Below are 26,726 nucleotides of genomic sequence, written 5' to 3' on the forward strand. Positions count from 1 at the left end.
TCGAGTTCCCGCCAAACTGGACCCGTCTCGCCCCCGATCCCGTCCCCGATGTCACATCCCTGCCGCCCGTCTCGTCCGAACCATCGGGCGCCGCCGTCCGCGACGCCCAGACCATGGAGAAGCAGGAATGACGCCGAGACTGGATTTCAAGGCCGCGGCGCCCGCCGCCTATCAGGCGATGCTGGCGCTCGAGACCAAGGTGAGGGGGTTCGGGCTGGACGGGCGGCTGGTCGAGCTGGTCAAGATTCGCGCCTCGCAGATCAACGGCTGCGCCTTTTGCCTGCACATGCACACGGCCGACGCCCGTGCCATGGGCGAGCGCGAGGAACGGCTGTATCTTCTGGATGCATGGCGGGAGTCGCCGCTCTACGACGATCGCGAACGTGCCGCGCTCGGCTGGACCGAGGCGCTCACCCGGTTGGCCGACACCCATGCCCCGGACGCCGACTACGCGGCGCTGAAGGCGCATTTCACCGCCGAGGAACAGGTCAAGCTCACCCTGCTGATCGTCACGATCAACGGCTGGAACCGGCTCGCGGTCGGCTTCCGCAGCGTCCATCCGGCGGCGGCCGGTGACGCCGGCTGATCCGGACCCGGAGGCCGGGGCCGACGCGGCCTTCGCGTCGGCCCGGCCGCGCCTGATCCGGCTCGCCTACCGCATGCTGGGCTCGCGCGCCGAGGCCGAGGACGTGGTCCAGGACGCCTGGCTGCGCTGGCATGGCGCCGCCCAGGCGGGCATTCGCGACCCCGCGGCCTTCCTGCACCGGACGGTGGCGAGGCTGTGCCTCGACCACCTGAAATCGGCCCGCCACCGCCGGGAGGTCTATCCCGGACCCTGGCTGCCGGAACCGGTGCTGCACCCGGACGTGACGGCCGCCGACGACATCACGCTGCATCTGATGGTGGCGCTGGAACGGCTGTCGCCGCTGGAGCGCGCGGCCTTCCTGCTCCACGACGTCTTCGAGACGCCGTTCGAGGAAGTCGCGCGGGTGATCGGCCGCGACCCGGCCGCCTGCCGCCAACTGGCGAGTCGGGCACGGAGCCACGTCCGCGCCGCACGCCCCCGCTTCCCGGTGGCGGAGGCGACGGCGCGCACCGTGGCGGCGGCGTTCCACGCGGCGACGCGGACCGGAGACACCGAGGCGCTGCGGTCGGTCCTCGCCGCCGACGTCGTCGTCTACACCGACGGCGGCGGCCAGCGGCCGGCCGCCCGCAACCCGATCGTCGGGGAGGACCGCGTCGTCCGCTTCTTCGCCGGCCTCGCGCGGAAGTCCGCCGGGCGGCCGGTGCGGCTGCTCCACGAAGGCTGGATCGACGGTCTGCCCGGCTTCGTCACGGTCGATCGCAACGGCGTGCTGCAGACGACGGCGGTCGCCATCGAGGGGGGGCGGGTGATCGCCGTGTATATCGTCCGCAATCCGGACAAGCTGCGCCATCTCGGCCACCTCGCCGCGGTCGAGGCGCCGCTGGGCGGCTGAACGAAAAGGAGCGGTGCGGACCGAAGTCCGCACCGCGAGTTGCATCAGGGAGGTAGGGAACGAGCAGCATGCTCGATCCTGCCAACGCGGCGACCGGACGATCGTTCCATCGGTCGTCGTCACACGCCGGCGGCACCGGGCAGGCCGGCCGCGAGGACCCAGAGGCCGATCGCGGCGAAGATCAGTGCCGCGGTGATCCGGACGTAGCGCAGCGGGACCAGCCGCGTGCAAGCCTCGGCGAGATAGACCGCCGGCACGTTGGCCAGCATCATCCCGGCGGTGGTCCCGAGGGTCACCGGAACGATGCGGTCGAAGTTCGCCGCCAGCAGCGAGGTCGCGATCTGGGTCTTGTCGCCGATCTCGACGAGAAAGAAGGCGATCAGGGTCGCCAGGAATACGCCCGCCCCGGATCGCACCCGGGTGTCGTCGTCGGGCTTGTCGGGCACGAGCGCCCAGGCCGCCATGGCGAGGAAGGCGATCCCGACCAGGGTGGCGAAGATCGGGCCGTCCAGCCACTGGGCGACGAGCCAGCCGAGGGTCGCGGCGGCGGCATGGTTGAGCAGGGTGGCGGCCAGGATGCCGAGCACGATCGGCACGGGACGCCGGAACTTGGCGGCCAGCACGATGGCCAGCAATTGTGTCTTGTCGCCGATCTCGGCCACGGCGACGACGCCCGTCGATACCCAGAAGGATTCCATGAAAGACTCGGGAGAGGGCCACTGACAGGTCGCGACGACGCCTTCCCCTCGTCGGCCCAGATACCGAGCGGCAGGCATCGTCGGTCTCGCCAGTCCGGATCGCCACGCGATCCGCCGCCCGCGCCATGGTTCCGAAGAGCCAAGCATGTTGACGCGGGCTTCGCCGGGAACGTGCGAACGGCTACTCCCCGAAGAACCGTTCTTCTAGCCTTGTGCCTCGACCCGGTAAAGGGGCCAAATTCTTCACAACATTGCGAATTATTCGCGACTGGCCTTGCGGAGGACGACGATGAGATTGTTGGCCGGCATCGCATGGATGGTGTCCAGCCGGAGGCTGGCCGCCATCGCTGCCGGCAGGACCTCCCGATCGAGGCAGCGCACGCCCCACCGCGGATCGCGGGCCCGCAGCCCTTCGTCGAACGCGGCGTTGCTCGGTGCGGTATGGACCCCGTGGCGGCGGAAGGGTCCGTAGAGGATCAGCGGCCCATCGGCCGGGAGGACACGACCGGCGCCGGCGAAGAGGCCGAGGGCCGCTTCCCACGGCGCGATGTGGATCATATTGCAGCAGAGGACGGCATCGGCACGCCCGACCGGCCACGCCGACCCGGCGGCATCGAGCGCCAGGGCCGGGCGGACGGTCGTCGCCGCAGCAGCCTGGACATGGGCGTCGATGTCGGCCAGCGCCTCGGTGGAGGCGTCGGTCGGCTGCCAGGCCCGGATGCCGGGCAGGCGCGGCGCCATGTAGGCGGCATGCTCGCCGGTGCCGCTGGCGATCTCGAGCAGCAACGCGCACTCGGCGAGGACCTGCTCCAGGACGGAGCGAATCGCGTCACGGTTGCGCAGCGTGGCCGGCGCATGTCGGGGTTGTGGAACCGGTCCGGGCGTCGAGGTCATCGGGCAGGGGGCGTCCGCTGGAGAGGAGGGTGGTGCGGGAGCAAACGGGCTTCCGTCGCTGCCGTTCGATGATACGATAATTTCGACGTCCGCAGACCGCCCCCCTTGCCGATGGCCGGCTGGTTGGCCGAGATCGGAAGGAGCGGCCGGGATCCGAGGAGGAGGAACCGCGATGAACATCGACGCCATCCGAGAGCGCCTCGCCACGGCCAGTCTGGTCGGCTTCTGCCGGACGGACGCGAGCCGCTCCGTCGCCAAGGCGGGCAAGTCGAAGGAAGGAAAGTCCCAGGTCGGCAAGGCCCAGGTCGGCAAGGTGCCGGCTGCGAAGGTCGGCAAGCGGAGCACCGCCAAGGTCGGGAAGTTTCCCCCGCCGCCGCCGCCCTCTCCGGTCGCCTGACCTTCCGATCGACCGGGGGGCCGGACGGTCCGGCACCCCTGATCGCATCCGCACGGCATGTTTGCGTTTCAACCGGATCCGGATCGGGGCCGGCGACTCGATCGTGAGGTCCGCGCGGATTTCGCGGCCAGCCTGGCGACGGTCCTGGCCGCTGTCGCCGAGCAGGGCGGCATCGACGCGGCGACGGCCGACCGGATCGTCGCCGCCCTCGATGAGGACCGCGCCGCACCCGGGCTGATCGTCGCCTATGCCGGTCTGGTCGAGGCGATCTTCGGCGATCGGCCCGACCAGGTCGAAGCCTGCGTCGCAGCGCTCGTCGCGGCGGCGCGGCCGGCGCCCGAGGTGGGGATCCGGTTCGCCACCCTGGACGACGCGACGCTCGGCGCGGGACAGGCCGAGCGCTATCGCGGCCTCTTCGACGACGATCCGGCGTCGCCGCTGGCGATCGCACCGCTCGACCCCGATGCGTTGGACCGCGCTCGCGCGCTGGGTGCGGCCGGCCTCGACCTCCTCGATCGCGGCGTGCCGGAACTGGCGGGGGAGGTACGCGCCATCCTGCGCGAGATCGTCTTTGCCCGGGGCACACCGGCGCCCGGAGAGGAGACGTTCCAGGGCGCATCGACCTTCCTCGCCTGGGGTGCCGTCCTCCTGAATGCGACCGAGCAGCCCGACCGCGTCGCGCTCGCCGAATCGCTGGCGCACGAGACCGGCCACAGCATCCTCAGCGGGTTCAGCCGCGGGGCGCCGCTGGTCGCGAACGCCGACGCGGAACGCCATGCCTCGCCGCTGCGCACCGATCCCCGCCCCCTCGACGGCATCGTCCATGCCACTTATGTGCTGGCGCGGATGCACTACTGCCTCGACCGCCTGATCGCGTCCGGGGTGCTGACCGCCGACGAGCAGGCGAAGGCGACCGCGGCGCGGGCCGATCGGCGGCGCGCCTTCGCGGCCGGCCTCGGCGTGGTCGATGCCCATGCCCGGCTGACGGAGATCGGGCGCAGCGCCTTCGAGCCGGCCCGCGCCTACATGGCCGGCCTTCCGGGCTAGGTCGTCGCCACGGCGGCGACGCCCGCGACCCGCTCCATGCAGGACGACTCCGACGGCGTCGCCGGCCGTGCCGGCCGGCCGGTCCTCTATCCGGCGATCAACCGCTTCGCCGCGGAACCCGTGGCGGCGATGCGGGTGGCCGGCGTCCATGGCGCGGCCGACTGGGCGGCCGCGACCGCCGTCTGGCGGGTGCTGGTTCCGGGGGCTCGGGGGCTCGAGGGCGAACCGGTCCCGCCGACCAGGGCGGCCGCCGTCGAGCGGGTCGCGCTCGCGCTGGCTGCCTTCCTGGGCATTCCAGAACCGCCGCTGATACGAACCGCGGTCGCCGATGCCGACCCGGGGCTCGTCCTGATCCCCGCCGTGCTGCCGGCCCAGTCGGGCCCGATCCTGGAACTGGCGGCGGCGATCGTCGGCGCCTCCGCGAACGACGCGGATGCGTTGGCGGCGGTCCGCGGCCGGTTCCAGGCCGTGCAGCGGGCGGCGGCGCTGGTGCTGCGCGGCTCCCGGCGGCCGATCATCGCCGCCGCGGTGGCGCGCGGCCTGCCCTGGCGGTTCGTCAGCACCGTCGGCGATCTCATCCAGGTCGGCGAGGGCCGGGCCGGCGTCCGGCTGTCGGCTTCGGGATCGAGGCGCACCGGGGAGATCGCGGTATCGATCGCCAGCAACAAGCATCTGGCGAACGCGGTGCTGCAGCGGGCCGGAGTGCCCGTGGCCCGGCAGCGCGTCGTGGAGACGGCCGACGAGGTCCGCCGCTTCGGCGCGGAAGCCGGCTACCCGTTGGTGCTGAAGCCGGTGGCGATGCGCCGGCAGGAGGGCGTGCGCTTCGTCTACCGGCCGGACCAGGCCGCCGCCGCCATCGACCAGGCCGGCATCAACCGGCAACTGGTGGTCGCCGAGAGCTACCTGCCGGGCCCGGAACATCGGGTCCTGGTGGTCGACGGCGAGATCCTGGCCGCCTTCGAGCGGTCGGCGCCCACCGTGACCGGCGACGGGCGGCGGACGATCGCGGACCTCGTCGCCGCCGCCAATTCCGATCCGCTGCGCGGCGACTGGCGCGCCGGCTTCGAACTCTCGCCGATCGTCCTCGACGCGGTCGGCCTCGACTTCCTCGCCAGCCGCGGCTGGCGTCCCGATTCGGTGCCGCCGGAGGGCGCCGTGGTCGAGTGCCATCCGCTGCCGTTCGTCGGCTATGGCGGCGGGCGCCGGGTCGACAGCACCGATCGCATCCATCCCGACAATCGGGCCGTCGCCGTCCGCGCCCTGGCGGCGCTCGAACTGGACGCCGGCGGCATCGACTTCCGCTGCCCGGACATAAGCCGTTCCTGGCGCGAGGTCGGCGCCGGAATCTGCGAGGTCAATCCGCGCCCCGATCTCGGCGCCCACTACCTGCCGGGGCTCGACCGCGACGTCGGCGGGCTGTTCCTCGACCGGCGCGGCCCGGCGGGCGGCGGGCACATGCCGCAGGTGCTGCTGGTGGGCGACGGCCGGCCGGAGCGCCGCGCGCGCCGCATCGCCGAGGCGGTCCGCCGGGCCTTCGGCTGGCGCGTCGCCGCCGGGTGGCCCGGCGGCGGCGATCTCGGCGGGCTCGACTGTGACCCCGGCGGCGACACGCTGCCGGCGGTCGCGAGCGCCTTCATCGAGAACCCCACCCTCGACGCCGCCGTCTATGCGACCACGCCGCGACGGCTCCTGGCCGAGGGCGTCGGTTCGGGGCGCCTCGATCTCGTCCTCACCGATCGCGGCCCGGGGCGGGACTGGCCGGAGGCGCTGGCGGCGCTGCGGGCGACGGCGGCGCCGATCGCGCCGTTGCCGGCGGACGACGCGGTGGCGGTGGCGCGGGTGATCGCAGCGATGGCTCCATACCGGGCAGGGGGACGAGGATGACGACGCAGTACAGCTTTCCCGCGGGAGATCCGGTGCCCGCCGTGACGGAGGCCGCGGCGACCGGACCCGTCGCCGCCATCTTCGCCGATCTGCGGGCGACGCTGGGCGTGCCGCTGGTCAATCTCGTGTGGCGCCATCTCGCGACGCGGCCGGCGGCACTCGACTGGACCTGGACGACGCTGGCGCCGCTCTATCGCTCCGGCGCGATCGCCGGGGAGGCGGCGCGGCTCGGCGCACGCATTCCGCTTCCGGCGGCGACGCCGTGGCCGCAGGCGGCCTTCCGCGCGGTCGGGATCGGTGCCGGCGACGAGGCGGCGATCGCGGCCGTCCTCGCCAGCTACGACCGCGGCAACGCGATGAACCTGCTGGCCTTCTCGGCGCTGCTGGCGCATCTCGACGGCGAACGCCCGGCCGGGCCGCCCCGGCTGGCCGATCCGGACCCGTTGGACGCACCCCTGCCGGCGCTGCTCGATCTCGCGGCGGTGGCGCCGGAGACGGCCGATCTGGCGCTGCGGCTCAACCGCCTGGGCCAGGCCGGGGAGGGGGCGATCCTGGCCAGCCTCTACCGCCACATCGCCCACTGGCCGGCCTATATGGCGCTGGCCTGGACGCGGCTCGAGCCGATGGCGCGCCGCGGCGAACTCGAGGCGGCGATCGCGGGGACGCGGACGGCGGCGGCGGACGGCGGGCGGGCGCTGCTGTCGGCGATGCCGGCCGTGCCCGCCGCCGGCCCGGGCGACCGCGCCTTCGCCCGCGGCGCCCTCGAACTCTTCGTCGGGCAGGGGATCGCGCGGATGACGGCGATCGGACGCATCCTTCTCGCCGCCCACCCGCGCTGATCGCGGGCGCCCCCGCCGGCTCAGAGCCGGGGCGGCGCGATCCCCGCTTCCTCTGCGGCGGCGTAGAGGAGGGCGGTGACGTCGCGCCGACCGAGACCGAGTTCGGTGCGGGCGCGCGCCATCGCGGCATGGGCGGCGTGGCCGACATGGGCCGGCGCCGCCACCGCATCCGCCGCCGCGACGCCGATCGACAGGTCCTTGTAGGCGAGGTCGAGCGCGAAGCCGGGCTCGATGTCGCCGCCGAGCGCCTTGGTCGGCCAGTAGAGCTTGAGGTGGTCGTTCGACGACAGCGAACTGGTGACGGTGTCGAAGAGCGTGCGCGCCGGCAGTCCGAGCTTCGCCGCCAGCGTGAAGGCCTCGGCATTGAGCTGGCACAGGCACATGGCGACGTAGTTGTTGACGATCTTGAGGGCGATCCCGCTGCCGGGCGGCCCGGCATGGACGATCTTGGTCCCCATCGCCTCGAGCAGCGGGCGGACGCGTTCGAGGTCGTCGGGCTCGGCGCCGACCATGAACAGCGACTCGCCACGCTCGGCATGGGCCGGGGAGCGCCCGACGCCGGCGTCGACGAAGCGGATGCCGCGCCGGGCGAGCCGCGCCGCCATCGCCCGGCTGGCGTCGGGCGCGATGGTGCTGGTGTCGAGATGCAGCATCCCGGGGCGGCCGCGCGCCAGCACGCCGTCGGGCCCGAGCACCACGCCTTCGACGTCGGGCGTGTCCGGCAGCATCGTCACCACGATGTCGCTGGCGGCGATCAGCGACGCCAGGTCGGCGGCAACGGCGGCGCCGGCCGCCACCGGCTTCGCGGCCCGTTCGGGCACCCGGTCGAGCACCGTCACCGGGTGCCCCTTCGCCGCGAGGTTGGTCGCCATCGGCCCGCCCATGTTGCCGAGTCCGACAAAGCCGATCCGTTCCCGTGCCGCCGTCATCTCCGGTCCCCCGCCTGGAATCGCGTACCCGGCGAGGCTATGGAACCCGCAATCCTCGCGCAATCCGGTCCACCCTGAGACTGACCCACTACTGGCTATTTACTGGGCAGCGCGCTTGGCCCTCTAATTGCGTCCGGTAAGAGGCGAGGCGTCGCCCGGGACCACGGGCGACCGCCTGAGACAGGGAAGGACGAGCACCGATGGATCAGTTCCTGCGTTCGAGCTTGAGCCGCCGCCGACTTCTCCGCACCGCCGCCGGTGCGGCCGCGCTGGGCGCGGGAGCGGGCCTTCCCTGGGGCCCCGGCGCCCTGGCACAGGGCTGGGCCGACCGGCCGAAGAGCAAGGTCGACAAGGTGAACTTCGTCGTCTGGACCTACGGCGACATCTACACGAAGATCGCGCAGAAGTTCGAGCAGGACTGGGGAGTGAAGGTCGAGTCGACGATCTCCTCCTTCAACGACCACCCGACCAAGCTGGCGACGATGTTCGCCGGCGGCGAGGCCATCGACGTCTCCCAGTCCTCCCCCTTCTCGTTCCCGGCCTTCGTCAAGCAGGGCATGGTCGAGCCGCTGACGGGGCTTCCCGGGATCGAGGAATACGTCAAGGACTTCAGCGGCTTCACCAAGGAGGTCGCGGTCGTCGACGGCAAGCCGATGGGCCTGCCCTATTTCTCGGCGATCTGGGTGTGGAACTACTACGAGACGATGCTGGAGAAGCTCAAGGTCGACAAGCCGTTCGCGACCTACGAGGAGTTCATCGAGCATTGCGTCAAGGCGAAGAAGGACGGGCTCTGCCGCTATCCCGTGCTGTGGGTGGCGGGCGTCGGTCTCGAGCAGCTGCCCGGAACCTGGTACTCGATCGTCGCCAACAAGGGCGGCAAGTTCTTCGACAAGGATGGCAAGCACATGCTCGGGCCGGGCTCGATCGCCCGCGAGGTCCTGAAGTGGTGGGCCAACACGTTCGAGAAGGGGCTCGACATCTCCGACCCCGAGTCCCTGAAGCTGCAGTTCACCACCTCGGCCAAGGCGTTCGGCGCCGGCAACAACCTCTACCGCGGCCCGAACCACCATTACGGCCTCAACGTCGTCAACGATCCGGCGCAGTCGCCGATCGCCGGCAAGGTCAAGGTCCATGGCTTCCCGGGCGACGGCCGCACCATCGGCGTCACCCATGTCTATTTCCTCAACTCGGCCCATCGCGACAAGGAATGGGCCTGGAAGCTGCTGCAATATCTCGGCGGCAAGACCAAGGACGGGGCCTACACCCAGGCGGTCAATCTCGCCAAGGATGCGATGCTGGGCTCGGGCTACAACTCCGTGATGAACTCGGACGTCGTCAAGAGCGGCTGGCGGCCCTGGGGCGAGCCGGAGAAGATCCTCGCCATGTGGGACAAGGCGACCTACATCGGCGAGGTCTGCAACTCGGTCTATCAGCCCTGGCACTTCCCCTGGACCGACCAGCTCAACATCGAGGTCCAGAAGTGCCTGACCGGCCAGATCACCGCCGACCAGTGCTGCGACAACCTCATCAAGGGCATCGACGACGCCAAGCGCAAGGCGCGCTGAGGCCGGGCGGCCGGGGGGCGGGCCGGTATGGCCGAGGAGTTTGCGGCCGGGGAGGCGGGGGCGCGGCGCGTCCCCGCCCGTCGGCCCTTCTGGAAGCGCGAACTGCCGGTGCGCTGGCTCGCCTTCTTCATGAACCTGCCGTCGATGGTGGTCCTGGCGGCGGTACTGGCATATCCGATCTACTACGCCGGATACCTGTCGCTGCATCAGGTCGGTCTGGCCCAGATGCGGCGCGGCGTCTTCCCGTTCTACGGCTTCCAGAACTACGCCAACCTCTTCGAGGATCCGCTGTTCTGGCTGGCGCTCAAGAACACGATCGCCTTCACCGCGTTCGTGGTCACGGTCGAGGTGGTGCTCGCCGTCGCCATCGGGCTCCTGCTGATGCAGACCAGCGTCTGGACCTCACGCGTGACGCGCTTCCTGATGCTGCTGCCCTATGCGGTGCCGCCGATCGCCAACGGCCTGATCTGGTCCTTCATCTACAATTTCAAGTTCGGCTTCCTGAACCGCGTGCTGCTGACGACCGGCCTGATCTCGGAGCCGGTCAACTGGGCCGGCGACGCCGATACCGCCCTCATCGCCGTCGCCATTCCCTACATCTGGCGCACGCTGCCCTTCGCGGTCCTGCTCGTCTACGCGGCGCTCCAGGGGATCAACCGCGAACTCTACGAGGCGGCGGCGGTCGACGGCGCGTCGGCGTGGCGGCGCTTCTGGCACGTCACCCTGCCGCTGCTGCGGCCGATCATCGTCGTCATCCTGATCCTGCGGACCTCGTTCGCCTTCGCGGTCTTCGAGGAGGTGCTGGCGATCACGCAGGGCGGGCCCGGAGACGCCACCTGGGTCTCGGCCTGGTACGGCTACAAGGTCTCGTTCGCCCCGCCCTTCAACATCGGGATGGGGGCCGCCTCGGCCTATGTGCTGGCCCTCATCGTCGGGCTCTTCGCCATCGTCTACGTCAAGCTGATCTACCGGAGGACGACCTGATGTTCCGGCCGACGCTGCTCGGGCGGATGTGGCTGCATCTCGCCAACCTCGCGGTCATCGCCTTCCTGCTGTTCCCGATCGCTGCCGTCGTCATCGGCTCGGTGCAGTCGGAGAAGACCCTGCAGGCGGACACGCGGGCGATCCTGCCGCCCGAGTACACGTTCGACAATTTCCGCGTCATCCTGACCCAGGGCGAGCAGAAGGGAAGGGTCTTCGAGCAGGCGACCTACCTGCCCGACAACATCAAGGTCTTCTACAATGCGGCGCTCAACAGCCTGATCGTCGCGGTCAGCGTCACCCTGCTGACCCTGGTGCTCGGCTCGCTCAGCGCCTACAGCATCGCCCGGCTCCGGGTGCGCTGGACCATGTGGCTGCTGCAGGTCAACGTCGCGGCGCGCTTCGTGCCGATCATCGTGCTGATGATCCCGCTCTACGTCGTCTTCCGCTCCGTCGGGATGCTCAACTCGCTGTGGGGCGTCATCATCGCCCAGACGGGCTTCCTCCTGCCCTACGCGATCCTGATCCTCGCCCCCTACTTCGAGACGATATCCCACGAACTGGAGGAGGCGGCGCGCATCGACGGCTGTTCGCGCTTCGGCGCCTTCGTGCGCATCGTCCTGCCGCTCAGCACGCCCGGCCTCTCGTCCTGCGGCGCCATCATCTTCATCATCTCCTGGCAGGATCTGCTCATCACCATGATCCTGAACTCCCGGCGCGAGTTCATGACCCTGCCGGTCGTCATCGCCAGTCTCGTCGGCGACGTGCACGTGTTCTTCAACCTGCTGATGGCGATCTGCCTCCTGGCGCTGCTGCCCTCGGTGGTGCTGGTGATGCTGCTGCAGAAGTATGTCGTGCAGGGCCTGTCGGCCGGGGCGGTGAAAGGATAGTCGTCCGCCGCCGGTCGGCCACGAGCCGACCGGCCTATTGACAGACAATCTTACGGGATGACATTTCTGTCGTCGCCGGCGCGTGATCCCGCACGCCGGCGACGGCCGGAGATGCCGCCGATGCGTGATCGCCCCGGATTCCAGTTCCTGCACAGTGCCGCCCGGCCGCCGGCGCGCGCCGTCTCGCTCCGATGACCGCGGCGTCCAGGCCGAGCGTCGGCTTCGTCGGCATCGGCGCGATGGGATGGCCGATGGCGGCCCGCCTCGTCGCGGCGGGCTACGACGTCGGCGCCTACGACATCCGCCGCGAGCAGGTCGATCGCTTCGTCGCCGAGGTCGGCGGCAGGCGGATGGGCTCGCCGGCCGAACTCGGCGCCGCCGCCGATGTCGTGCTGACGATCCTGCCGACCAGCGCCGTCGTCGAGCGGGTGCTGTTCGCCGACGACGGCATGGCCGATGCGCTCCGCCCCGGTGCCGTCGTCATCGACATGACGTCCGGGGTTCCGGACGAGACCGTCCGCTTCGCCGCCGCCCTGGCCGGGCGCGGCGTCACCCTCTTCGACGCGCCGGTGTCGGGCGGCGTGCCGCGGGCGCGGACGGGCCAGCTCACCATCATGGCCGGCGGCGAGGACGCCGACATCGACCGCCAGGCGGCGCTGCTGGCGACGATGGGCTCGGTCATCCGCACCGGGGGCACCGGCAGCGGCCACGCCATGAAGGCGCTCAACAACCTCGTGTCCGCGGGCGGCTTCCTGATCGGGATCGAGGCGCTGCTGATCGGCGCCCGGTTCGGCATCGCCCCCGGAACCATGGTCGACATCCTCAACGTCTCGACCGGCGTCAACAACAGCACCCAGAAGAAATTCCGGCAGTACGTCCTGTCGCGCGGCTTCGATTCGGGATTCCCGATCGCGCTGATGGTGAAGGACCTGTCGATCGCCATGGAGGTCGCGCGCTCGGGCGGCGTCAACGCGCCGTTCGCGGCGCTCTGCCGCGAACTCTGGGCCGGCGCCGCGGCGATGCTGGGGCCCGATGCGGACCACACGGCGGTCGCCCGGCTGAGCGAGACGCTGGCCGGCCTCGAACTGCACGAGAAGGAATAGGAAGCGGGCGCCGTCGGGCGAGGGGGCCCGCCGCGCCGGCCATATCGGGAGGGGTTTCGGCACATGACGGTCACGGGTCGGTTGGTGGAGTACGTTCGCGGGAGCCGCTTCGAGGACATCCCGGCGGACGTGCGGCACGAGGCGAAGCGCGCGCTCCTCAACATCGTCGGCTGCGCGCTCGGCGGGGCGGACCATCCGGCGATGGACATCACCATGGCGGCGCTCGGCGCCTATGCCGGCCCGCCGACGGCAGCCGTGCTCGGCCGGCGCGAGCGCTTCGATCCGCTGCTGGCCTCGCTGCTGAACGGCATCAGTTCGCACGTCCACGACTACGACGACACGATGCCGGGCAACTACATCCATGCGAGCTCGCCGGTCGCCTCGGCGCTCTTCGCCTATGCCTCGCAGAACCGCGTGTCGGGGGCGGACTTCCTGCACGCCTTCATCCTCGGCTTCGAGGTGGTGGCGCGGATCGGCAACGCGACCTATCCCGCGCACTACGAGGCGGGCTGGCACAGCACCGGCTCGATCGGGGTCTTCGGGGCCGCCGTCGCCGTCGGCCGGCTGCTCGGCCTCGACGCCGAGCGCATGACCTACGCCATCGGCCTCGCCGCCACCCAGGCGGCCGGCATCCGCGAGATGTTCGGCTCGATGGGCAAGTCGTTCCATCCGGGCCGCTCGGCCCAGAGCGGCTACATGGCGGCCCTCCTTGCCGAGAAGGGCTTCACCACCGGTCGCCTGCCGCTGGAGGCGCCGCGCGGCTTCGCCGCCGTCACCGCCGCCAGCTACGACCTCGCCCGGATCGTCGACGGGCTCGGCCAGGACTTCGACCTCCGGGTCAACACCTACAAGCCGTTCCCCTGCGGCATCGTCATCCACCCGACGATCGACGCCTGCATCCAGGTCCGTGAGCGCAACGGCCTGACGGCCGATCAGGTCGAGGCGGTGGAGCTGCGGGTGGCGCCCCTGGTCAAGGACCTCTGCGACAAGAAGGCGATCTCGGTCGGGCTCGAGGGCAAATTCTCGATCTACCACGCCGCGGCCATCGGGCTCGGGCGCGGCAAGGGCGGGCTCGCCGAGTTCACCGACGAGGCGGTCGCCGACCGGGCGCTGCAGCGTCTGCGCGAGGCGACGACGGCGATCGGCGACCCGGCGGTGGGAGAGGACAATGTCGTGGTCTCCGTCCGCCTGAAGGACGGGCGCACCGTCGGCATGAAGCTGGAGCAGTCGCTGGGCAACCTCGCGCGGCCGCTGAGCGATGCCCAGCTCGAAGCCAAGTTCCGCGATCAGACGACGGTGATCCCGCCGGCCGAGACCGAGGCCGCGATCGCCGCCTGCTGGGGCGTCGCCGAACTCGACGACGTCCGGACGCTGATCGGGCACTGCGTGCCCGGCGGGCGGGCGTAGGCGAACCACAAGGAGGACCGGCAGCGGCCGGCCGACAGAGGAGGAGACCCCATGAAGAACTGGAAGGCACTGGTCGCCGCAGCCGCGGTCGCCGTCGCGCCGATGGCGGCCTCGGCCGAGGTCAGCGAGCTCAAGATCCCGCTCGGCGCCGGCGGCTTCGGCTTCCTGCCGCTGCACATGATGCAGGAGCACAAGCTGATCGAGAAGTTTGCCGAGGAGGCGGGCGTCAAGGTCACCGTGAACTGGTCGAACATCGGCGGCCCGGCGGTGATGAACGACGCGCTGCTGTCGGGGTCGGCCCACTTCATCTCGGCCGGCCCGCCGGCCTTCCTCATCCTCTGGGACCGCACCCGCGCCAATGTCGGGGTGAAGTCGGTGGCGGCGATCAGCTCGATGCCGATGCACCTCAACGCCATCGAATCCAAGCTGAAGTCGCTCGACGAGATCACCGGCGCGCAGAAGATCGCGGTCACCGCGGTCAAGGTGTCGATCCCGTCGATCATCATGCAGATGTACGCGCTGCAGAAGTACGGCCGGGACCAGGTCTTCCGCTTCGATCCCTTCACCGTGACCATGACGCATCCGGACGCGGTGATCGCGCTCGTCTCCGGCAGCGGCAACATCGTCGGGCACTGGGCGTCGGCGCCCTTCGACGCGCGCGAACTGAAGGAGCCCGGCATCAAGACGCTGATGAATTCCGACGACGTCATGGGCGGGTCGACGACCTTCACCCAGATGTCGACCACCAGCAAGTTCCAGGCGGAGAACCCCAAGGTCTTCGGCGCCGTCCGCAAGGCCCTCAAGCGCTCGCAGGAGATGATCGGCGAGGACAAGAACGCCGCCGCCGCCGTGCTGCTGAAGTCGATGGGCGGCAAGGGCTGGGACGTGGCCGAGTTGGTGGCGATCCTGAACAATCCCCGGACCAAGTACACGCCGAGGCCCGAAAACGTGATGAAGTACGCCAACTTCATGCACGAGATCGGGTCGCTGAAGAACAAGCCGGCGGGGATCGGCGACCTCTTCTTCGACGGACCGGACGTCGCCGGCGGCAACTAGGCTCCCGAACGATGGAACCGGCGAGCCCGGCGCCGCTGCTGGCGGTCGAGGGGCTGACGCTCCAGTACCGCACCCGCGAGCATCTGGTGACGGCGACCTACCGCGTCAGCTTCCAGGTCCGCCAGTCCGACCGCTACGTCATCCTGGGGCCGTCGGGTTGCGGGAAGTCGACCTTGCTGAAGGCGGTCGGCGGCTTCATCCAGCCGGTCGAGGGGACGATGACGCTGGCGGGCCGGCCCATCCTCCGCCCCGGGCCCGACCGGGTGCTGGTCTTCCAGGAATTCGACCAGCTGCTGCCGTGGAAGACGGTGAAGGACAACGTGCTCTTCGCGCTCACCGCCAGCGGCCGGCTGAAGGGCCGCGAGGCGGTCGAGCGTGCCGAGCACTACATCGCCAAGGTCCACCTGTCGAAGTTCGCCGACAGCTACCCGCACATGCTGTCGGGCGGGATGAAGCAACGCGTCGCGATCGCCCGCGGCATGGCGATGGAGCCCGAGATCCTGCTCATGGACGAGCCCTTCGCCGCGCTCGACGCGCTCACCCGCGGGCGGATGCAGGAGGAACTCCTGCAGCTCTGGGAGGAAACCAGGGTCACCCTGCTCTTCGTCACCCATTCGATCCCGGAGGCGGTACGGATCGGCAACCGCATCCTGCTGCTGACGCCGCACCCGGGCCGGGTGCGGGCGGAACTCGGCAGCGCCGGCGTCGACGCGGTGGGCCTGGACGGGCGGACGCTCTCGGCACGGATCGAGCACCTCCTGTTCGGCGAGCAACCCCTGGAGCGGAGCAGCGCCCATGCGTGACGCCGGCCCGTCGGGTCCGGACCGGCCCGACTTCATCGCCAGCGAGGTTCCGGCCGGGTTCGGCGTCGTCGCGCAGCCGCTCGGCGTCTGGCAGCGGGTGTTCGACATCGGCGCGGTGCGCAAGGGCCTGCTGCTGCTGGCGCTGGCGGGCATCTGGGAGGCCTATGCGCGCTGGGTCGGCAACTCGCTGCTGTTCCCGACCTTCACCGAGACGGCCGGCGCCTTCGTCGCCGGCATCCGCTCGACGGAACTGCTCGCGGTCGCCGGCCGCTCGATCGAGATGCTGCTGAAGGGCTATGCCCTGGGGCTGCTGCTCGCCGCCGTGGCGACCGCGTTTGCCACCGCCACCCGGATCGGCGCCGATCTGCTCGACACGCTGACGGCGATGTTCAATCCGCTGCCGTCGATCGCGCTGCTGCCGCTCGCCATGGTGTGGTTCGGGCTCGGCGACGGCAGCGTCATCTTCGTGCTGATCCATGCCGTACTGTGGTCGGTCGCGCTCAACACCCATGCCGGCTTCCGGTCGGTCAGCACGACCTGGCGCATGGTCGGGCAGAACTACGGCCTGTCGCGGCTCGCCTACGTCACCCGCATCCTCATTCCGGGCGCGCTGCCCAGCATCCTGACCGGCCTCAAGATCGGCTGGGCCTTCGCCTGGCGCACCCTGATCGCCGCCGAACTGGTGTTCGGCGTCAGTTCCAGCGGCGGCGGCCTCGGCTGGTACATCTTCCAAAGCAAGAACCTGCTGGATATACCCAATGTGTTCGCCGGCCTGCTGATGGTCATCATCTTCGGGCTGGTGGTCGACAATTTCGTCTTCCGTGCCCTGGAGCAGCGGACGGTCCGCCGCTGGGGCATGCAGACCTGAGTGAGCCGCCAGGACGCCCCGAGTTCCGCTTCGATGTCGAATCCCATCCGATCCGCCCATTCGCCCGACCTGTCGATGCGGGTCGCCAGCGTCGCCGCGCCGGTGCGCCGCCAGGTGGCCAAGGTGCTGCGCGAGGCGATCACCAGCGGCCGCTTCGCGCCGGGCCAGCGCCTGATCGAGAAGGACCTGTGCGAACTCCTGGGGGTGAGCCGGCCGTCGGTGCGCGAGGCGCTGCGCGAACTGGAGAGCGAGGGGCTGATCGAGATCATCCCCAACCGCGGCCCGCTGGTGAAGCGGCTGACCGCAGCGGACGCGGCCAGCGTCTACCAGGTGCGGGCGGCACTGGAGGCGCTGGCGGCGCGGCTCTTCGTCGAGTGTGCGACCGACGCGCAGGTGGCGGAGCTGGAGGCGGCGGTCGAGACGCTGGCCGCCGCCTACGCCACCGTCGACGTGGCGCAGATCCTGGCCGCCAAGCAGGTCTTCTACGACGTGCTGATCGCCGGCACCGGCAACAACGTGCTGCGCTCGCTGCTGCGGTCGCTCAACGACCGCATCACCATGCTGCGGCGGGTGACGCTGTCGTCCCCGTCCCGCGCCGCGGAGAGTATCCGCGAGATCCATGACCTGATGGCCGCGATCAAGCGCCGCGACGCCGACGCCGCCTACGCGGTCTCGCTGCACCACATCCAGGAAGCGGCGAAGGTCGCCCTCGCCGGGCTGTAGCCGCCGGGGCAGGACCCCGGCGGCCCGGACGCGGCTACTTCACCGACGAGAAGCTGGTCGGCTGCAGGAAGCTGTTGCTGATCGAGGCGACGATCGGGCCGTCCTTCTCGGTCTCGGCGCGGGCGGCGAGCCATTCCGGGTCCGACTGGAAGGCGTTCCACTTGGCCTCGCGCTCGGCCAGCGATTCCCAGGCCAGGAGATAGAACAGGTCCTGGTTGTTCTCGCCGACCAGCACCGTCCAGAAGCCGGCCTGGCGGATGCCGTGCTGCTCCCACTTCTTGAGCGTGATGGTATCGAAGCGCTTGAGCAGCGCCGGCAGCCGGCCCGGCATGCAGTGGTAGACCCGCAACTCGTAGATCATGCGTCGATGTTCCTCGTCTGGCTCGTCTGGAGAGGCCGCCTCAGGCGGCTTCCTGGGCTACCGTCGGCGCGTCGCCGGCGATGGTGGTCCGGCGCATGTCGCGCGCCTCGCGGGTCTCGTCGAAGGGGCGGGCCCGGTGCATGGTCTGCCGGTTGTCCCACATCACGAGGTCGTGCTGGCGCCAGACATGGGCGTAGACGAACTCGCGCCGGGTCGCGTGCTCGATCAGGTCGCGGATGAAGCAGCGCGCCTCCGGCACCGGCCAGCCGACGATGGTCCCGATGTGCGAGGACAGGAAGAGGGACTTGCGGCCGGTCACCGGATGGGTCCGGACCAGGCGCTGTCGGACCGGTCGGAAGGTCCGCTTCTCCTCCTCGCTGAGCTCGGTGAAGCCGAGCAGGCCGCGGGAAAAGATCAGCGAGTGCTCGCACACCAGGTCCTCGACCTCGGCCTTGGTCCGGTCGTCGAGCGCGTCGTAGGCGGCGCGCATGTCGGCGAACTCGGTATTGCCGCCGGCCGAGGGGATGCGCCGGGCCGACAGCAGCGAGTATTTCGCCGGGACCGCGCGGAACGAGCTGTCGGAGTGCCAGAGCCGGTTGCCGAGATTGAACATCCGGCGGCGGTCGTCGCGCTCCAGCAGCCGGTTGTCGCGGTCGAGGTTGGAGATGTCGGCCAGCTTCACGTCGAGGCGCCGGTCGGCGTCCTTGGTGACGTTGCCGCCGATCGCCAGTTCGAGCGCGCCGAAATTGGTGCTGAACGCGACCTGCTGCTCGTCGGTCACGTCCTGGTCGTGGAAGACGAGGACGGCGTGCCGGTCCATGCCGGCCTCGATCGCCGCGACCTCGTCGGGAGCGAGCGGCCGGCGCATGTCGATGCCCTCGACCTCGGCGCCGACATGGGGGGTGAGCGGACGGATGCGGACGGTCATGGGCGAGCCTCCATCGGCGCCGAGATTAGACCCGCCCCGGCGGGCGGGGAAGCGGCCGCTACCGCAGCGGGAATCCCAGCGCGCGCAGGGCCGGCTTCAGGCGGTCGCGCCCGCGCAGCGACCGGATGCTGGCGATGCGGGCGAGGACCCGCTCGGTCCAGGTGTCGGCCTGCATCTCGTTGCGCCGCGAAAAGGCACCCATGAGCCCGTCATAGGCGGCGCGCTGGGCGCGCTCGTCGCCGATCCCGTAGGTCTCGCGATGGAGCACGGCCGATTGCGGCAGTCGGGGCTTCACTTCGCCGGTCGCCGCCGGCTCGGCATAGCCGACGCAGAGGCCGAAGACTCCGGCGGCGCCCGGCGGCAGCCGCAGCAGCCGGGCGACGGCTTCGACGTCGTTGCGCAGCGCGCCGATATAGACCGTGGAGAGGCCGAGCGACTCCGCCGCGACGACGGCGTTCTGGGCGGCCAGCGCGGCGTCGATCGAGGCGACCAGGAAGGTCTCGAGATAGGGCAGCCCCTCCAGGGTCCGTCCCTCGGCGTCGGCGATGCGGCCGAGCCGCGACAGGTCGGCGAGCCAGACGAGGAAGAGCGGGCACTGCTCGATGTGCTTCTGGCCGCCGGCGATCGTGGCGAGCTGGGCGCGCACCGCCGGATCGGAGACGGCGACGACCGACCAGGTCTGCAGGTTGGAACTGGTGGCCGCGGACTGGGCGGCGGCGACCAGCGTCTCCAGCGTCCCGGCGGGCGGCGCGTCCGGCCGGTAGGCGCGCACCGAGCGGTGGCCGAGGAGGAGCGCGATCGCGTCGCTCCACGGGCCGGCCGGCGGCACCGCGTCGGGGCCGTAGCGCAGCGCCAGCGCCTCGGCCTGGCCGGGCATCGTCGGAGTGATCGAATCCATGGGTGGGGTCCTCGGGAGGGCGGCAGTCGACGGAAGATGATGCATCATCCGCGCCGCGCCCGCTGCCGTCCACCCCCCAGGGCGGCCGGGGGAACGGCGCCGCCCAGGGCGCGCCAGCCGGTCCACCAGCGCGTCGCGGTGGTCACCAGGCAGAGCCCGCCGAAGCCCCAGGCCAATGCCGGGAAGGCGTCGGGCCACAGGCACATGGCGACGAAGCAGAGGATCGTCTCGGTGCCCTCCGTCAGGCCGCCGAGGTAGCGGATGCCCTTGCCCGCGAGCCTCGTCTCGACCAGCCCGCGGCGCGCGGCGAGGGCGGCGAAGGCGAGGAAGCTCGAGCCGGTGCCGACGAAGGCGAAGAGCAGGAACGCGGCCGGCAGCGCGTTCGCCGGCGGGGCGGCGAGGGCGAAGCCGAGGGGGACGGCGGCGTAGAAGAGGAAGTCGAGCGCGATGTCGAGGAAGGCGCCGCGTTCGGTCGGCCCGGCGGCGCGGGCGACGGCCCCGTCCAGCCCGTCGAGGGCGCGGTTGGCGAGGATCGCCGCCAGCGCCCAGGCGAAGGCGCCCGCCGCCAGCAGCGGCAGCACGGCGAGCCCGACCGCGAAGCCGGCGATCGTGACCGCGTCGGCCGGCACCCCGGCCGCGGCGAGACGGCGCCCCGGCGGGCCGACGATGCGGAGGACGATCGGTTGCAGGGCGGCGTCGAGCACCGGCCGTCAGGCGCCGCCGATCGGAAAGACGAGGCAGGTGCCGGTGCCGTGGGCATAGAGCCGCCCGTCCTCGGCGCCGACGAGGCGCCCTTCGGCGGTGCAGATGCGCCGCCCCTCGCTGACGATCCGCCCCTCGGCGAGGAGCGGCCCGCCGTCGCGGCCGATGGCGCGGGTGAAGTTCACCTTGGTCTCGACGCTGGTGTAGCCGAGGCCGGCTGCCAGCACCGTCTGGACGGCGCAGCCGATGCACGAATCGAGCAGCGTCATGGCGAGCCCGCCATGCACGGTCCCGAGCGGGTTGTAGTGGTGTGTGGCGCTTCGCCCCGTATGGCCCGCCATCGCCCCGCGCCCGCGCTCGACCGCGACCAGGGCGAAGCCGAGCGTCGCCGCCATCGGCGGGGCCGGCAATTCCCCGGCGACGATCCGGGTCAGGAACTCGAGGCCGCTCAGCCGTGCCATCTCCTCGACCGGCACCAGGCCGACCCTGCGTCCATCCACCGTCCGCTCCACGTCCCGCGATCCCCTTCCACCGCCTCAGCCGCTGTGGCCGATCTCGCCGAAATCGGCCGGCGCCCGGGGCGCCGGGCGGGCGTCGGCCGTGGGCCACATCCATTCCTGCAGATAGGTTCCGACCGGGGCCATCATGTCGAGCAGCACCGCGAAACCCACCGACGGCCACAGGCTGCCGAGCACGAGATAGGAGATGCCGAGCGATTCGGCGACCGACGCCAGCCGCTGCGAGAGATCCTGCCACAGGCGGTCGCGCCACAGGGGCTCCGCCGAACCGTCCGGGTCGAACTCGACCCGCGCCAGCAGGGCGCGCTGGCGCCGGTGTTCCTCGGCGCCGATGAGGCCGCGGGCGAGGAGCGCGTCGACCTGTTCGACCCGGCGCTCGGTCAGGCGGCGCGCGAGGTCCGGGCCGTCCCAGGGCGAGGGTGGCAGGGCGCGGTCGGGAACCTGGCCGCGCAGGCCCTGCTCGACCGCTTCGCGCGCCCAGACGGCCCAGACCGTGAGGCGGCGGAGCGAGGCACGGCGGTCGGCATCCGCCTGGATCCGCTCGGGCGCCCAGCGGCTGTCGGCCCAGCCGCGCGAGGGCAGCGCGGCCAGATGGTCGGGCGGGGCGAAGTAGTAGTGGAGGTCGACGGCGTGGCTCACCGTCCGGGCGCGGATGCCGACGGTGAGCCAGGTGTCGGTGAGCGCGACGCCGAGCCGCGCCAGCCGCTCGCGCGCCATCAGCCAGGCGACCGGCCCCGGCACCTCGTCGCCGAGCACGACATGGTTGACGAAGAGGCAGAGCCCGTCGACGGGCGTGTCGTAGGCGACGTGGGCGAGGTGCAGGTCGGTGCGGCTGCACTCGGACGGGGCGGCGAGCGGGGCGGGTCGGCTCGCGAGGTTGGCGCGGGCGATCACCAGCGCGTCGGCGACATTGCCGGCGATGCGGACCAGCACCCGCGTCGCGTAGCCGTCGCCGTCCCGCCGTTCGACCGTGTCGGCGACGGCGACCCACTCGCCGGGCGGCAGCGGCACCAGCTTGCCGGCGAGTTCGACGACGCCGCGCGCCGCCGCCTCGTCGCCGGCTTCGGCAAGCGCGGGCGCGGCCGGCAGGGCCAGCGCCAGGACGACGGCGAGGAGGCGGAGCAGGAAGGGCACGCCCACGGCTCCTAGCCCGTCGGCGTCCGGGGATCGAGGCCGAACTGCATCGGCGGGCGCGGGGCCTCCCACTCCCAGCCGAACTCGACCATCTTGCCGAGGGTGCCGCCGACCGCGGTCTGGAGGGCGGCGACGAGGCCGGCCGTGTAGGCGCTGCCGGTGACGACGAGGCCGGCCCCGGCCGCGAGCGCGGCGTGGACGACGCGGTTGGCGAGCAGGCTGCCGACCCGCCGGTGCCAGCGGCTGGCGCCAGGGGGCGGGCCGGCGATGCGGGCCGCCGCGCCCAGCGGCGGCAGGTCGGCGATCGGCGCCAGCGGGTCCTCGATGCGGCTGCGCAGTTCGGCCAGCGCGCGCAGCATCCAGGAGGCGAGCGCCGAGGCGCGGATGCGCGCCGGCTCCGCCGCCGCCTCGACCAGCGAGGCCCGCTCCAGGCGGGGGACGGCGGTCGGCGCCGCCGTGGCCGCCCAGGCGTAGCGCACGTCGACGACGTCGCGGCGGTCGCCGACCCGGAGCCCGGCCACGGCCAGCGCTCCCGGGATCCGCCAGCCGCGCCGAAGCGCCTCGGCCCGGCCGGCGCCCCAGGCGGGCAGGCGGGCGATCGACACGTCCCGGGCCGGCAGGACGAGGACGTAGCCGCAGGCGACGTTGGGGCCCCTGGCGGCGACGCCGGTGGCGTAGACGGCATCGAGGCGCCGGCACTCCGCGGCCGGCCCCCAGCCGCCCTCGACCGGCAGCAGGTTGGCGTGCGCGATCACCAGACCGTCGACCAGTCCGTCCCGCTGCTGCGCCAGGACGACGCCGCCGATGGCGCCATAGGCGCCGGGCGACGGGCCGGCGACCGGGCCGTAGCCCTGGCCGATCACCGTCCAGTCGCCGGGCGGCAGCGGCACCGGCTTGCCGAGCACGAAGACGGTCGAACGGTGGACCTCGCCCACGGCCGGCAGTTCACCGGCCCGGCCGCCACCGGCGGCCAGCAGACAGGCGAACAGCCATGCGACGAAGAAGCGGGCCGACACGGGACGGACTCCGAAACGCCGGAATTCAGGGTCCGGCGAGTGGAACACGGGCGGGCCCGGAAGACCAGCGCGACCGCGTCGCCGCCCGCTATGATCGGCCATTGTCGGGGAGTCGGGATGCGGACACTGGTCGCCGGGCCGTTCGTCGGCGAGTTCGGCTGGGAACTGATGGGCTGGCAGGCGCATATCCGCCACCGCTCGCGCGGCTACGACCGCACGGTGGCGATCAGCCGGCCGGAGATGGAGTATCTCTATCGCGACTTCTGCGACCGGTTCGAGCCCTGGTCGCCCGGCACCTGGCACACCCAGGGCTACGAATGCACCGGCGGCCGGCCCTATGACGGCGCGATCCATGCCCGCTATCCGGGCGCGGACGCGTTCGCGATCCGGCGCAACCGCGACGCCGTCGGCTGGGTCCGGGAGGCGGAGTGGGAGTACCGCCGCCTCGGCCTCGACGTCGCGCCCGAGCGCACCTTCGACCTCGTGGTCCACGCCCGGGCGATCCCGGCCTTCGCCGGCCCGGAGGACGAGAAGGCACAGCGCAACTGGCCGGCCGACGACTGGAACCGGCTGTGCGGCGGGCTCGCCCGGCGCTTCTCGGTCGCCGCCATCGGCCGGCCGGAACTGGCGATCGTGCCCGAGGGCGCCGTCGACTGCCGCCACCTGCCGCTCGACCAGCAGTGCGCCCTCCTGGCCCGGGCGCGCTGCGCCATCGGCCCGTCGTCCGGGCCGATGCACCTGGCCGCGCTCTGCGGCTGCCCACACGTCGTCTGGATGAAGGCCGAGCAGGGCATCCCGGCGCGCTACGCCCGCGACTGGAACCCGTTCCAGACCAAGGTCTGCATCCTGACGCGCGACGCCTGGCGGCCGTCGCCGCAACTCGTTCTGGACGGTCTCCGCCACCTCCTCAGCGGCCGCCAGACGGCGGTGGCGACGATCACCCAGTAGGGGGCGCGGCCCCTCACGACAGGAGGTGCGCGGTCTTGCGGCGGATCAGGTCGAAGTCGATGGCGCCGCCGAGGCCGGGCTTCGTCGGCGCCGCCACCATGCCGTCGGGGCCGACGGCGATGTCCTCCGCCATGCCGTACTTCTGCGCCGCCTCCGGCAGCAGCACCTCGAAGAACTCGCAGTTCCGGAGCGCCATGGTGACGTGGAGGTTGGCGAGGTTGTTGAGCGAGTTGCCGCCGTGGTGGATCTCGTAGTTCATGCGGAACGCCTCGGCGAGATGGGCGGTCTTCAGCACGGTGGTGATGCCGCCCTTCACCGCGACGTCGCCGCGCAGGTAGTCGGTCGCCCGCTCGGTCAGCCAGACGGCGTAGGAATCGAGCCCGGCCAGCGGGTACTCGGTCGCCATGATCGGGATGCGCAGCGCCTGGCGCAGCTTGACGTAGTTGTAGACGTCCTGGTCGGCGAGCGGGTCCTCGTACCAGTAGTAGTTCATCTCCTCCACCGCCCGGCCGACGCGCAGCGCCGTCGGGTAGTCGTAGCCCCAGGTCGAATCGAGCATCACCGTGTAGTCGTCGCCGACCGCCCGGCGCACCGCCTCGCAGGCGGCGATGTCGTCCCGGAGGCGCTGCGGCGGGTGGATCTTGTAGGCGGCCCAGCCGGCCTCCTGGACCTGGACCGCCTGCTCGGCATAGGCGGCGGCCGACGGCAGCACCTCGGAGGAGGCATAGGCCGGCACCCGGTCGCGATAGGAGCCCATCAGCTTGTGGATGGGCAGGCCCGCGACCTTGCCGGCGATGTCCCACAGCGCGACGTCGATGACGCCGATCGCCCGCGTCGTCGTCTGGCGGACGCGCGCCCACATGAGGTGGTTCAGCTTCTCGCGGTCGAGCGGGTCCTGGCCCAGGATCCGCGGCTTGAGGACGCGGATCAGCGAGTTCGCCTCGCTGTCGGCGGGGTTGGTCGCCGAGCCGAGGAAGCCGTGCCCCTCGACCCCCTCGTCGGTGCGGATGGTGAGGAGACCGAGGCGGCTGCGGCCCGTGTTCTGGGCCGCGTGCGCGCCGTAGCTGAGGCTCGGGATGCCCTCCCAGTCGAAGAGGGCGAGGGTGACGTCGGTGATCTTCATCGCCGGGGGGACCTTCCGCCTTCGCCTACTCGGCGCGGATGTTGGCGCCGCGGATGACCTCGCCCCAGCGCGCGAGGTCGGTCTTGACCAGCCCTTCCAGGCGGGCCGGCGGGCCGACGATGATCTCGAGCCCGTTCTTCGCCATGCGCTGCTGGAAGTCGGGATCGGCCGCGACCTTCTCCAGCGCCGCCACCCACTTCGCCACGATCTCCGGCGGCAGCTTGGCCGGGCCGACGAGGCCGAACCAGTTGCCGATCTTGAACTCCGGCACCGTCTGGCTGACCAGCGGCAGGTCGGGGAAGAGGGGGCTCGCCTGGGCGGCGCCGAAGGCGATGGCGCGCACGCCCTTGCCGGCGATCTGGCCGAGGAACTCCGGCATGTTGCCGAACATGAGGTCGGTGCGGCCGGCGGTGATGTCGACCAGCGCGTTGGCGCCGCCGCGATAGGGGACGTGCAGCATCTCGGTGCCGGTCAGGCGCTGGAAGAGGGCGCCCGCGAGATGCTGGCTCGAGCCGTTGCCGACCGAGGCGTAGGTCAGCTTGCCGGGGTTCGCCTTGGCATACCGGATCAGCTCCGGCACCGTCTGGAAGGGGGCCTGGGGGCTGGCGATCAGCATGTTGTAGACGTTGGCGAGGCTGGCGATCGGCGTCACGTCCCGGTTCGGGTCGATCGCCAGCTTCACCCCCGGCATCTGCGGCAGGACGGTGTGGTTGGCCATCGTCGACAGGGTGACGAGATGGCCGTCCGGCGCCCCGCGCGAGACCTCGGTCAGGGCGATCATGCCGGACGCGCCGGTCTTGTTCTCGACGACGACGTTCTGGCCGAAGATCGGCCCCAGCTTCTCGGCGAACATGCGGCTGACGAGGTCGCAGCTGCCGCCGGCCGAGAAGCCGCAGAGGAAGCGGATGTCGCGGGAGGGGAAATCGGCCGCGGCGGCCGCCCCGGCGAAGCCGGCGACGAGGGCGGCGGCAGCGATGCTGCGGCGGAGCATGGGCGGTTCCTTCCGTTTCTGGCACCCTCCTCGGATGTTGCCGGGGGGCGGGCGCGGGACGATAGCCGCGCCTCGCGCGGTGCGCCACCCCGCGGGAATTGCGGTCGGGGCCCGTGGGGCGATATGGAAGGGGGCCGCCTCCCGGCCCGTCCTCCCTGGAGCATCCCGATGCGCATTGGCGTTCTCGAAGCCGGCCGCGTGCCGCCCGACATGGCCGACCGGCACGACGGCTTCGGCCCGATGATGGAGCGCCTGCTCCAGGGCGCCGAGCCGGGATCGTCGGTCGCGGTCTATCCCGTGCTCGACGGCGTCTTCCCCGAGGCGACGACGGCCGAGGACGGCTGGATCGTCACCGGCTCGCGCCACGGCGTCTATGACGACCTGCCGTGGATGCGCCCGCTCAAGGACTTCCTGCGCCGCGCGGTGGCGGACCGGGTGCCGGTCGTCGGCATCTGCTTCGGCCACCAGATCCTGGCCGACGCCATGGGCGGCCGGGTCGAGAAGTCGGACCGCGGCTGGGGCGTCGGCATCCACCGCTACCGGGT

At 71.6% G+C, this 26,726-nt stretch carries 29 protein-coding genes and 1 riboswitch; of the genes, 17 read left to right on the forward strand and 12 right to left on the reverse strand.

Going from position 1 to position 26,726, the window contains the following annotated elements; translation table 11 throughout:
- Positions 1-127: 127 nt before the first annotated feature.
- Positions 128-586, forward strand: a complete 459-nt coding sequence (locus tag ACE3Q3_RS02075; RefSeq protein WP_374441031.1) for a carboxymuconolactone decarboxylase family protein — start codon at positions 128-130, stop codon at positions 584-586.
- Positions 573-1,478: a sigma-70 family RNA polymerase sigma factor gene (locus ACE3Q3_RS02080; RefSeq protein ID WP_374441034.1), complete on the forward strand. Its 906-nt coding sequence runs from the start codon at positions 573-575 to the stop codon at positions 1,476-1,478. Before ACE3Q3_RS02075 ends, ACE3Q3_RS02080 begins: the two co-directional genes overlap by 14 nt.
- Positions 1,479-1,597: 119 nt before the next feature.
- Here the strand turns inward: ACE3Q3_RS02080 and ACE3Q3_RS02085 are convergent, their stop codons facing one another.
- A complete protein-coding gene (locus ACE3Q3_RS02085; protein WP_374441037.1) occupies positions 1,598-2,176 on the reverse strand; it encodes a TMEM165/GDT1 family protein in 579 nt (192 codons plus the stop codon).
- Positions 2,177-2,242: 66 nt separating this feature from the next.
- Positions 2,243-2,378, reverse strand: a riboswitch (yybP-ykoY riboswitch).
- A 56-nt stretch (positions 2,379-2,434) separates the two neighbouring features.
- Positions 2,435-3,259, reverse strand: coding sequence for a DUF938 domain-containing protein (locus ACE3Q3_RS02090; RefSeq protein ID WP_374441039.1), 825 nt, complete (start codon positions 3,257-3,259; stop codon positions 2,435-2,437).
- On the opposite strand from ACE3Q3_RS02090, the gene ACE3Q3_RS02095 reads away from it, so the two are divergent.
- The 4 genes from ACE3Q3_RS02095 to ACE3Q3_RS02110 are packed head-to-tail and all read left to right on the forward strand — an operon-like array spanning position 3,243 to position 7,237.
- Positions 3,243-3,467, forward strand: a complete 225-nt coding sequence (locus ACE3Q3_RS02095; protein ID WP_374441042.1) for a hypothetical protein — start codon at positions 3,243-3,245, stop codon at positions 3,465-3,467. The two genes, ACE3Q3_RS02090 and ACE3Q3_RS02095, sit on opposite strands and share 17 nt — an antisense overlap.
- A 57-nt stretch (positions 3,468-3,524) precedes the next feature.
- Positions 3,525-4,514: an HEXXH motif-containing putative peptide modification protein gene (locus ACE3Q3_RS02100; RefSeq protein WP_374441045.1), complete on the forward strand. Its 990-nt coding sequence runs from the start codon at positions 3,525-3,527 to the stop codon at positions 4,512-4,514.
- A gap of 36 nt (positions 4,515-4,550) precedes the next feature.
- Positions 4,551-6,398, forward strand: a complete 1,848-nt coding sequence (locus ACE3Q3_RS02105; protein ID WP_374441048.1) for a hypothetical protein — start codon at positions 4,551-4,553, stop codon at positions 6,396-6,398.
- Positions 6,395-7,237 carry a hypothetical protein gene (locus ACE3Q3_RS02110; protein ID WP_374441051.1) on the forward strand — a complete coding sequence of 281 codons (843 nt, stop codon included), beginning with the start codon at positions 6,395-6,397 and terminating at the stop codon, positions 7,235-7,237. Before ACE3Q3_RS02105 ends, ACE3Q3_RS02110 begins: the two co-directional genes overlap by 4 nt.
- A 20-nt stretch (positions 7,238-7,257) precedes the next feature.
- Here ACE3Q3_RS02110 and ACE3Q3_RS02115 read toward each other — a convergent pair whose 3' ends face one another.
- A complete protein-coding gene (locus tag ACE3Q3_RS02115) occupies positions 7,258-8,166 on the reverse strand; it encodes an NAD(P)-dependent oxidoreductase (protein WP_374441054.1) in 909 nt (302 codons plus the stop codon).
- Positions 8,167-8,366: 200 nt separating this feature from the next.
- Here ACE3Q3_RS02115 and ACE3Q3_RS02120 point away from each other — a divergent pair, with 200 nt between their 5' ends.
- The 9 genes from ACE3Q3_RS02120 (at position 8,367) to ACE3Q3_RS02160 (ending at position 17,562) form a co-directional block, all read left to right on the forward strand.
- Positions 8,367-9,731 carry an extracellular solute-binding protein gene (locus ACE3Q3_RS02120; protein WP_374441057.1) on the forward strand — a complete coding sequence of 455 codons (1,365 nt, stop codon included), beginning with the start codon at positions 8,367-8,369 and terminating at the stop codon, positions 9,729-9,731.
- A gap of 27 nt (positions 9,732-9,758) precedes the next feature.
- The gene (locus ACE3Q3_RS02125; RefSeq protein WP_374441060.1) at positions 9,759-10,715 is read left to right on the forward strand and encodes a carbohydrate ABC transporter permease; all 957 of its coding nucleotides are present in this window, start codon (positions 9,759-9,761) and stop codon (positions 10,713-10,715) included.
- Positions 10,715-11,602 (forward strand): carbohydrate ABC transporter permease, encoded by an 888-nt coding sequence (locus ACE3Q3_RS02130; protein WP_374441062.1) that lies wholly within the window; start codon positions 10,715-10,717, stop codon positions 11,600-11,602. The genes ACE3Q3_RS02125 and ACE3Q3_RS02130 overlap by 1 nt, the downstream gene beginning before the upstream one ends.
- A gap of 191 nt (positions 11,603-11,793) precedes the next feature.
- Complete coding sequence (locus ACE3Q3_RS02135) at positions 11,794-12,705, forward strand: NAD(P)-dependent oxidoreductase (protein ID WP_374441064.1); 912 nt, start codon at positions 11,794-11,796, stop codon at positions 12,703-12,705.
- A gap of 63 nt (positions 12,706-12,768) precedes the next feature.
- Positions 12,769-14,112, forward strand: a complete 1,344-nt coding sequence (locus ACE3Q3_RS02140; protein ID WP_374441066.1) for an MmgE/PrpD family protein — start codon at positions 12,769-12,771, stop codon at positions 14,110-14,112.
- 51 nt (positions 14,113-14,163) lie between these two features.
- Positions 14,164-15,168 (forward strand): ABC transporter substrate-binding protein, encoded by a 1,005-nt coding sequence (locus ACE3Q3_RS02145; protein ID WP_374441068.1) that lies wholly within the window; start codon positions 14,164-14,166, stop codon positions 15,166-15,168.
- A gap of 11 nt (positions 15,169-15,179) precedes the next feature.
- Positions 15,180-15,971 (forward strand): ABC transporter ATP-binding protein, encoded by a 792-nt coding sequence (locus tag ACE3Q3_RS02150; protein ID WP_374441071.1) that lies wholly within the window; start codon positions 15,180-15,182, stop codon positions 15,969-15,971.
- On the forward strand, positions 15,964-16,839 hold the full coding sequence (locus tag ACE3Q3_RS02155) for an ABC transporter permease (protein ID WP_374441074.1): 876 nt from the start codon (positions 15,964-15,966) through the stop codon (positions 16,837-16,839). The genes ACE3Q3_RS02150 and ACE3Q3_RS02155 overlap by 8 nt, the downstream gene beginning before the upstream one ends.
- Positions 16,840-16,872: 33 nt before the next feature.
- On the forward strand, positions 16,873-17,562 hold the full coding sequence (locus ACE3Q3_RS02160; protein WP_374441077.1) for a GntR family transcriptional regulator: 690 nt from the start codon (positions 16,873-16,875) through the stop codon (positions 17,560-17,562).
- Between the two features lie 34 nt (positions 17,563-17,596).
- Here ACE3Q3_RS02160 and ACE3Q3_RS02165 read toward each other — a convergent pair whose 3' ends face one another.
- Genes ACE3Q3_RS02165 through ACE3Q3_RS02195 form a run of 7 tightly spaced genes read right to left on the reverse strand, consistent with a single transcriptional unit; the run spans position 17,597 to position 23,119 of the window.
- On the reverse strand, positions 17,597-17,923 hold the full coding sequence (locus tag ACE3Q3_RS02165; protein ID WP_374441080.1) for an NIPSNAP family protein: 327 nt from the start codon (positions 17,921-17,923) through the stop codon (positions 17,597-17,599).
- 40 nt (positions 17,924-17,963) lie between these two features.
- A complete protein-coding gene (locus ACE3Q3_RS02170) occupies positions 17,964-18,851 on the reverse strand; it encodes a TauD/TfdA dioxygenase family protein (RefSeq protein WP_374441083.1) in 888 nt (295 codons plus the stop codon).
- Positions 18,852-18,909: 58 nt separating this feature from the next.
- Positions 18,910-19,749, reverse strand: coding sequence for an NADPH-dependent oxidoreductase (locus ACE3Q3_RS02175; RefSeq protein ID WP_374441086.1), 840 nt, complete (start codon positions 19,747-19,749; stop codon positions 18,910-18,912).
- Between the two features lie 44 nt (positions 19,750-19,793).
- A complete protein-coding gene (locus ACE3Q3_RS02180; RefSeq protein WP_374441090.1) occupies positions 19,794-20,453 on the reverse strand; it encodes a CDP-alcohol phosphatidyltransferase family protein in 660 nt (219 codons plus the stop codon).
- 6 nt (positions 20,454-20,459) lie between these two features.
- A complete protein-coding gene (locus tag ACE3Q3_RS02185; RefSeq protein WP_374441092.1) occupies positions 20,460-20,951 on the reverse strand; it encodes a PaaI family thioesterase in 492 nt (163 codons plus the stop codon).
- A 36-nt stretch (positions 20,952-20,987) separates the two neighbouring features.
- Complete coding sequence (locus ACE3Q3_RS02190) at positions 20,988-22,103, reverse strand: hypothetical protein (RefSeq protein WP_374441095.1); 1,116 nt, start codon at positions 22,101-22,103, stop codon at positions 20,988-20,990.
- Positions 22,104-22,114: 11 nt separating this feature from the next.
- On the reverse strand, positions 22,115-23,119 hold the full coding sequence (locus tag ACE3Q3_RS02195) for a hypothetical protein (protein WP_374441098.1): 1,005 nt from the start codon (positions 23,117-23,119) through the stop codon (positions 22,115-22,117).
- A gap of 117 nt (positions 23,120-23,236) precedes the next feature.
- Between ACE3Q3_RS02195 and ACE3Q3_RS02200 the strand changes: the two genes are divergently transcribed.
- Positions 23,237-24,067, forward strand: a complete 831-nt coding sequence (locus tag ACE3Q3_RS02200) for a glycosyltransferase family 9 protein (protein WP_374441101.1) — start codon at positions 23,237-23,239, stop codon at positions 24,065-24,067.
- A 13-nt stretch (positions 24,068-24,080) separates the two neighbouring features.
- Here ACE3Q3_RS02200 and ACE3Q3_RS02205 read toward each other — a convergent pair whose 3' ends face one another.
- Both ACE3Q3_RS02205 and ACE3Q3_RS02210 read right to left on the reverse strand, forming a co-directional pair.
- On the reverse strand, positions 24,081-25,190 hold the full coding sequence (locus ACE3Q3_RS02205) for an enolase C-terminal domain-like protein (RefSeq protein WP_374441104.1): 1,110 nt from the start codon (positions 25,188-25,190) through the stop codon (positions 24,081-24,083).
- Positions 25,191-25,215: 25 nt separating this feature from the next.
- Positions 25,216-26,181: a Bug family tripartite tricarboxylate transporter substrate binding protein gene (locus tag ACE3Q3_RS02210; protein ID WP_374441107.1), complete on the reverse strand. Its 966-nt coding sequence runs from the start codon at positions 26,179-26,181 to the stop codon at positions 25,216-25,218.
- 168 nt (positions 26,182-26,349) lie between these two features.
- Between ACE3Q3_RS02210 and ACE3Q3_RS02215 the strand changes: the two genes are divergently transcribed.
- Positions 26,350-26,726 (forward strand): type 1 glutamine amidotransferase (locus tag ACE3Q3_RS02215; protein WP_374441110.1); only part of this gene is annotated, 377 nt, incomplete at its 3' end.

It is taken from the genome of Allostella sp., assembly GCF_041913585.1.
Lineage (GTDB): Bacteria > Pseudomonadota > Alphaproteobacteria > ATCC43930 > Allostellaceae > Allostella.

Bases quoted from the DNA above. Each gene is read 5' to 3' on its own strand.
- ACE3Q3_RS02110 (WP_374441051.1), top strand. From the start codon at position 6,395: ATGACGACGCAGTACAGCTTTCCCGCGGGAGATCCGGTGCCCGCCGTG.
- ACE3Q3_RS02205 (WP_374441104.1), bottom strand. From the start codon at position 25,190: ATGAAGATCACCGACGTCACCCTCGCCCTCTTCGACTGGGAGGGCATC.
- ACE3Q3_RS02125 (WP_374441060.1), top strand. From the start codon at position 9,759: ATGGCCGAGGAGTTTGCGGCCGGGGAGGCGGGGGCGCGGCGCGTCCCC.
- ACE3Q3_RS02100 (WP_374441045.1), top strand. From the start codon at position 3,525: ATGTTTGCGTTTCAACCGGATCCGGATCGGGGCCGGCGACTCGATCGT.
- ACE3Q3_RS02130 (WP_374441062.1), top strand. From the start codon at position 10,715: ATGTTCCGGCCGACGCTGCTCGGGCGGATGTGGCTGCATCTCGCCAAC.
- ACE3Q3_RS02145 (WP_374441068.1), top strand. From the start codon at position 14,164: ATGAAGAACTGGAAGGCACTGGTCGCCGCAGCCGCGGTCGCCGTCGCG.
- ACE3Q3_RS02200 (WP_374441101.1), top strand. From the start codon at position 23,237: ATGCGGACACTGGTCGCCGGGCCGTTCGTCGGCGAGTTCGGCTGGGAA.
- ACE3Q3_RS02160 (WP_374441077.1), top strand. From the start codon at position 16,873: ATGTCGAATCCCATCCGATCCGCCCATTCGCCCGACCTGTCGATGCGG.
- ACE3Q3_RS02170 (WP_374441083.1), bottom strand. From the start codon at position 18,851: ATGACCGTCCGCATCCGTCCGCTCACCCCCCATGTCGGCGCCGAGGTC.
- ACE3Q3_RS02165 (WP_374441080.1), bottom strand. From the start codon at position 17,923: ATGATCTACGAGTTGCGGGTCTACCACTGCATGCCGGGCCGGCTGCCG.
- ACE3Q3_RS02120 (WP_374441057.1), top strand. From the start codon at position 8,367: ATGGATCAGTTCCTGCGTTCGAGCTTGAGCCGCCGCCGACTTCTCCGC.
- ACE3Q3_RS02105 (WP_374441048.1), top strand. From the start codon at position 4,551: ATGCAGGACGACTCCGACGGCGTCGCCGGCCGTGCCGGCCGGCCGGTC.
- ACE3Q3_RS02075 (WP_374441031.1), top strand. From the start codon at position 128: ATGACGCCGAGACTGGATTTCAAGGCCGCGGCGCCCGCCGCCTATCAG.
- ACE3Q3_RS02150 (WP_374441071.1), top strand. From the start codon at position 15,180: ATGGAACCGGCGAGCCCGGCGCCGCTGCTGGCGGTCGAGGGGCTGACG.
- ACE3Q3_RS02140 (WP_374441066.1), top strand. From the start codon at position 12,769: ATGACGGTCACGGGTCGGTTGGTGGAGTACGTTCGCGGGAGCCGCTTC.
- ACE3Q3_RS02085 (WP_374441037.1), bottom strand. From the start codon at position 2,176: ATGGAATCCTTCTGGGTATCGACGGGCGTCGTCGCCGTGGCCGAGATC.
- ACE3Q3_RS02095 (WP_374441042.1), top strand. From the start codon at position 3,243: ATGAACATCGACGCCATCCGAGAGCGCCTCGCCACGGCCAGTCTGGTC.
- ACE3Q3_RS02175 (WP_374441086.1), bottom strand. From the start codon at position 19,749: ATGGATTCGATCACTCCGACGATGCCCGGCCAGGCCGAGGCGCTGGCG.
- ACE3Q3_RS02115 (WP_374441054.1), bottom strand. From the start codon at position 8,166: ATGACGGCGGCACGGGAACGGATCGGCTTTGTCGGACTCGGCAACATG.
- ACE3Q3_RS02090 (WP_374441039.1), bottom strand. From the start codon at position 3,259: ATGGCGTCGATGTTCATCGCGGTTCCTCCTCCTCGGATCCCGGCCGCT.
- ACE3Q3_RS02210 (WP_374441107.1), bottom strand. From the start codon at position 26,181: ATGCTCCGCCGCAGCATCGCTGCCGCCGCCCTCGTCGCCGGCTTCGCC.
- ACE3Q3_RS02135 (WP_374441064.1), top strand. From the start codon at position 11,794: ATGACCGCGGCGTCCAGGCCGAGCGTCGGCTTCGTCGGCATCGGCGCG.
- ACE3Q3_RS02155 (WP_374441074.1), top strand. From the start codon at position 15,964: ATGCGTGACGCCGGCCCGTCGGGTCCGGACCGGCCCGACTTCATCGCC.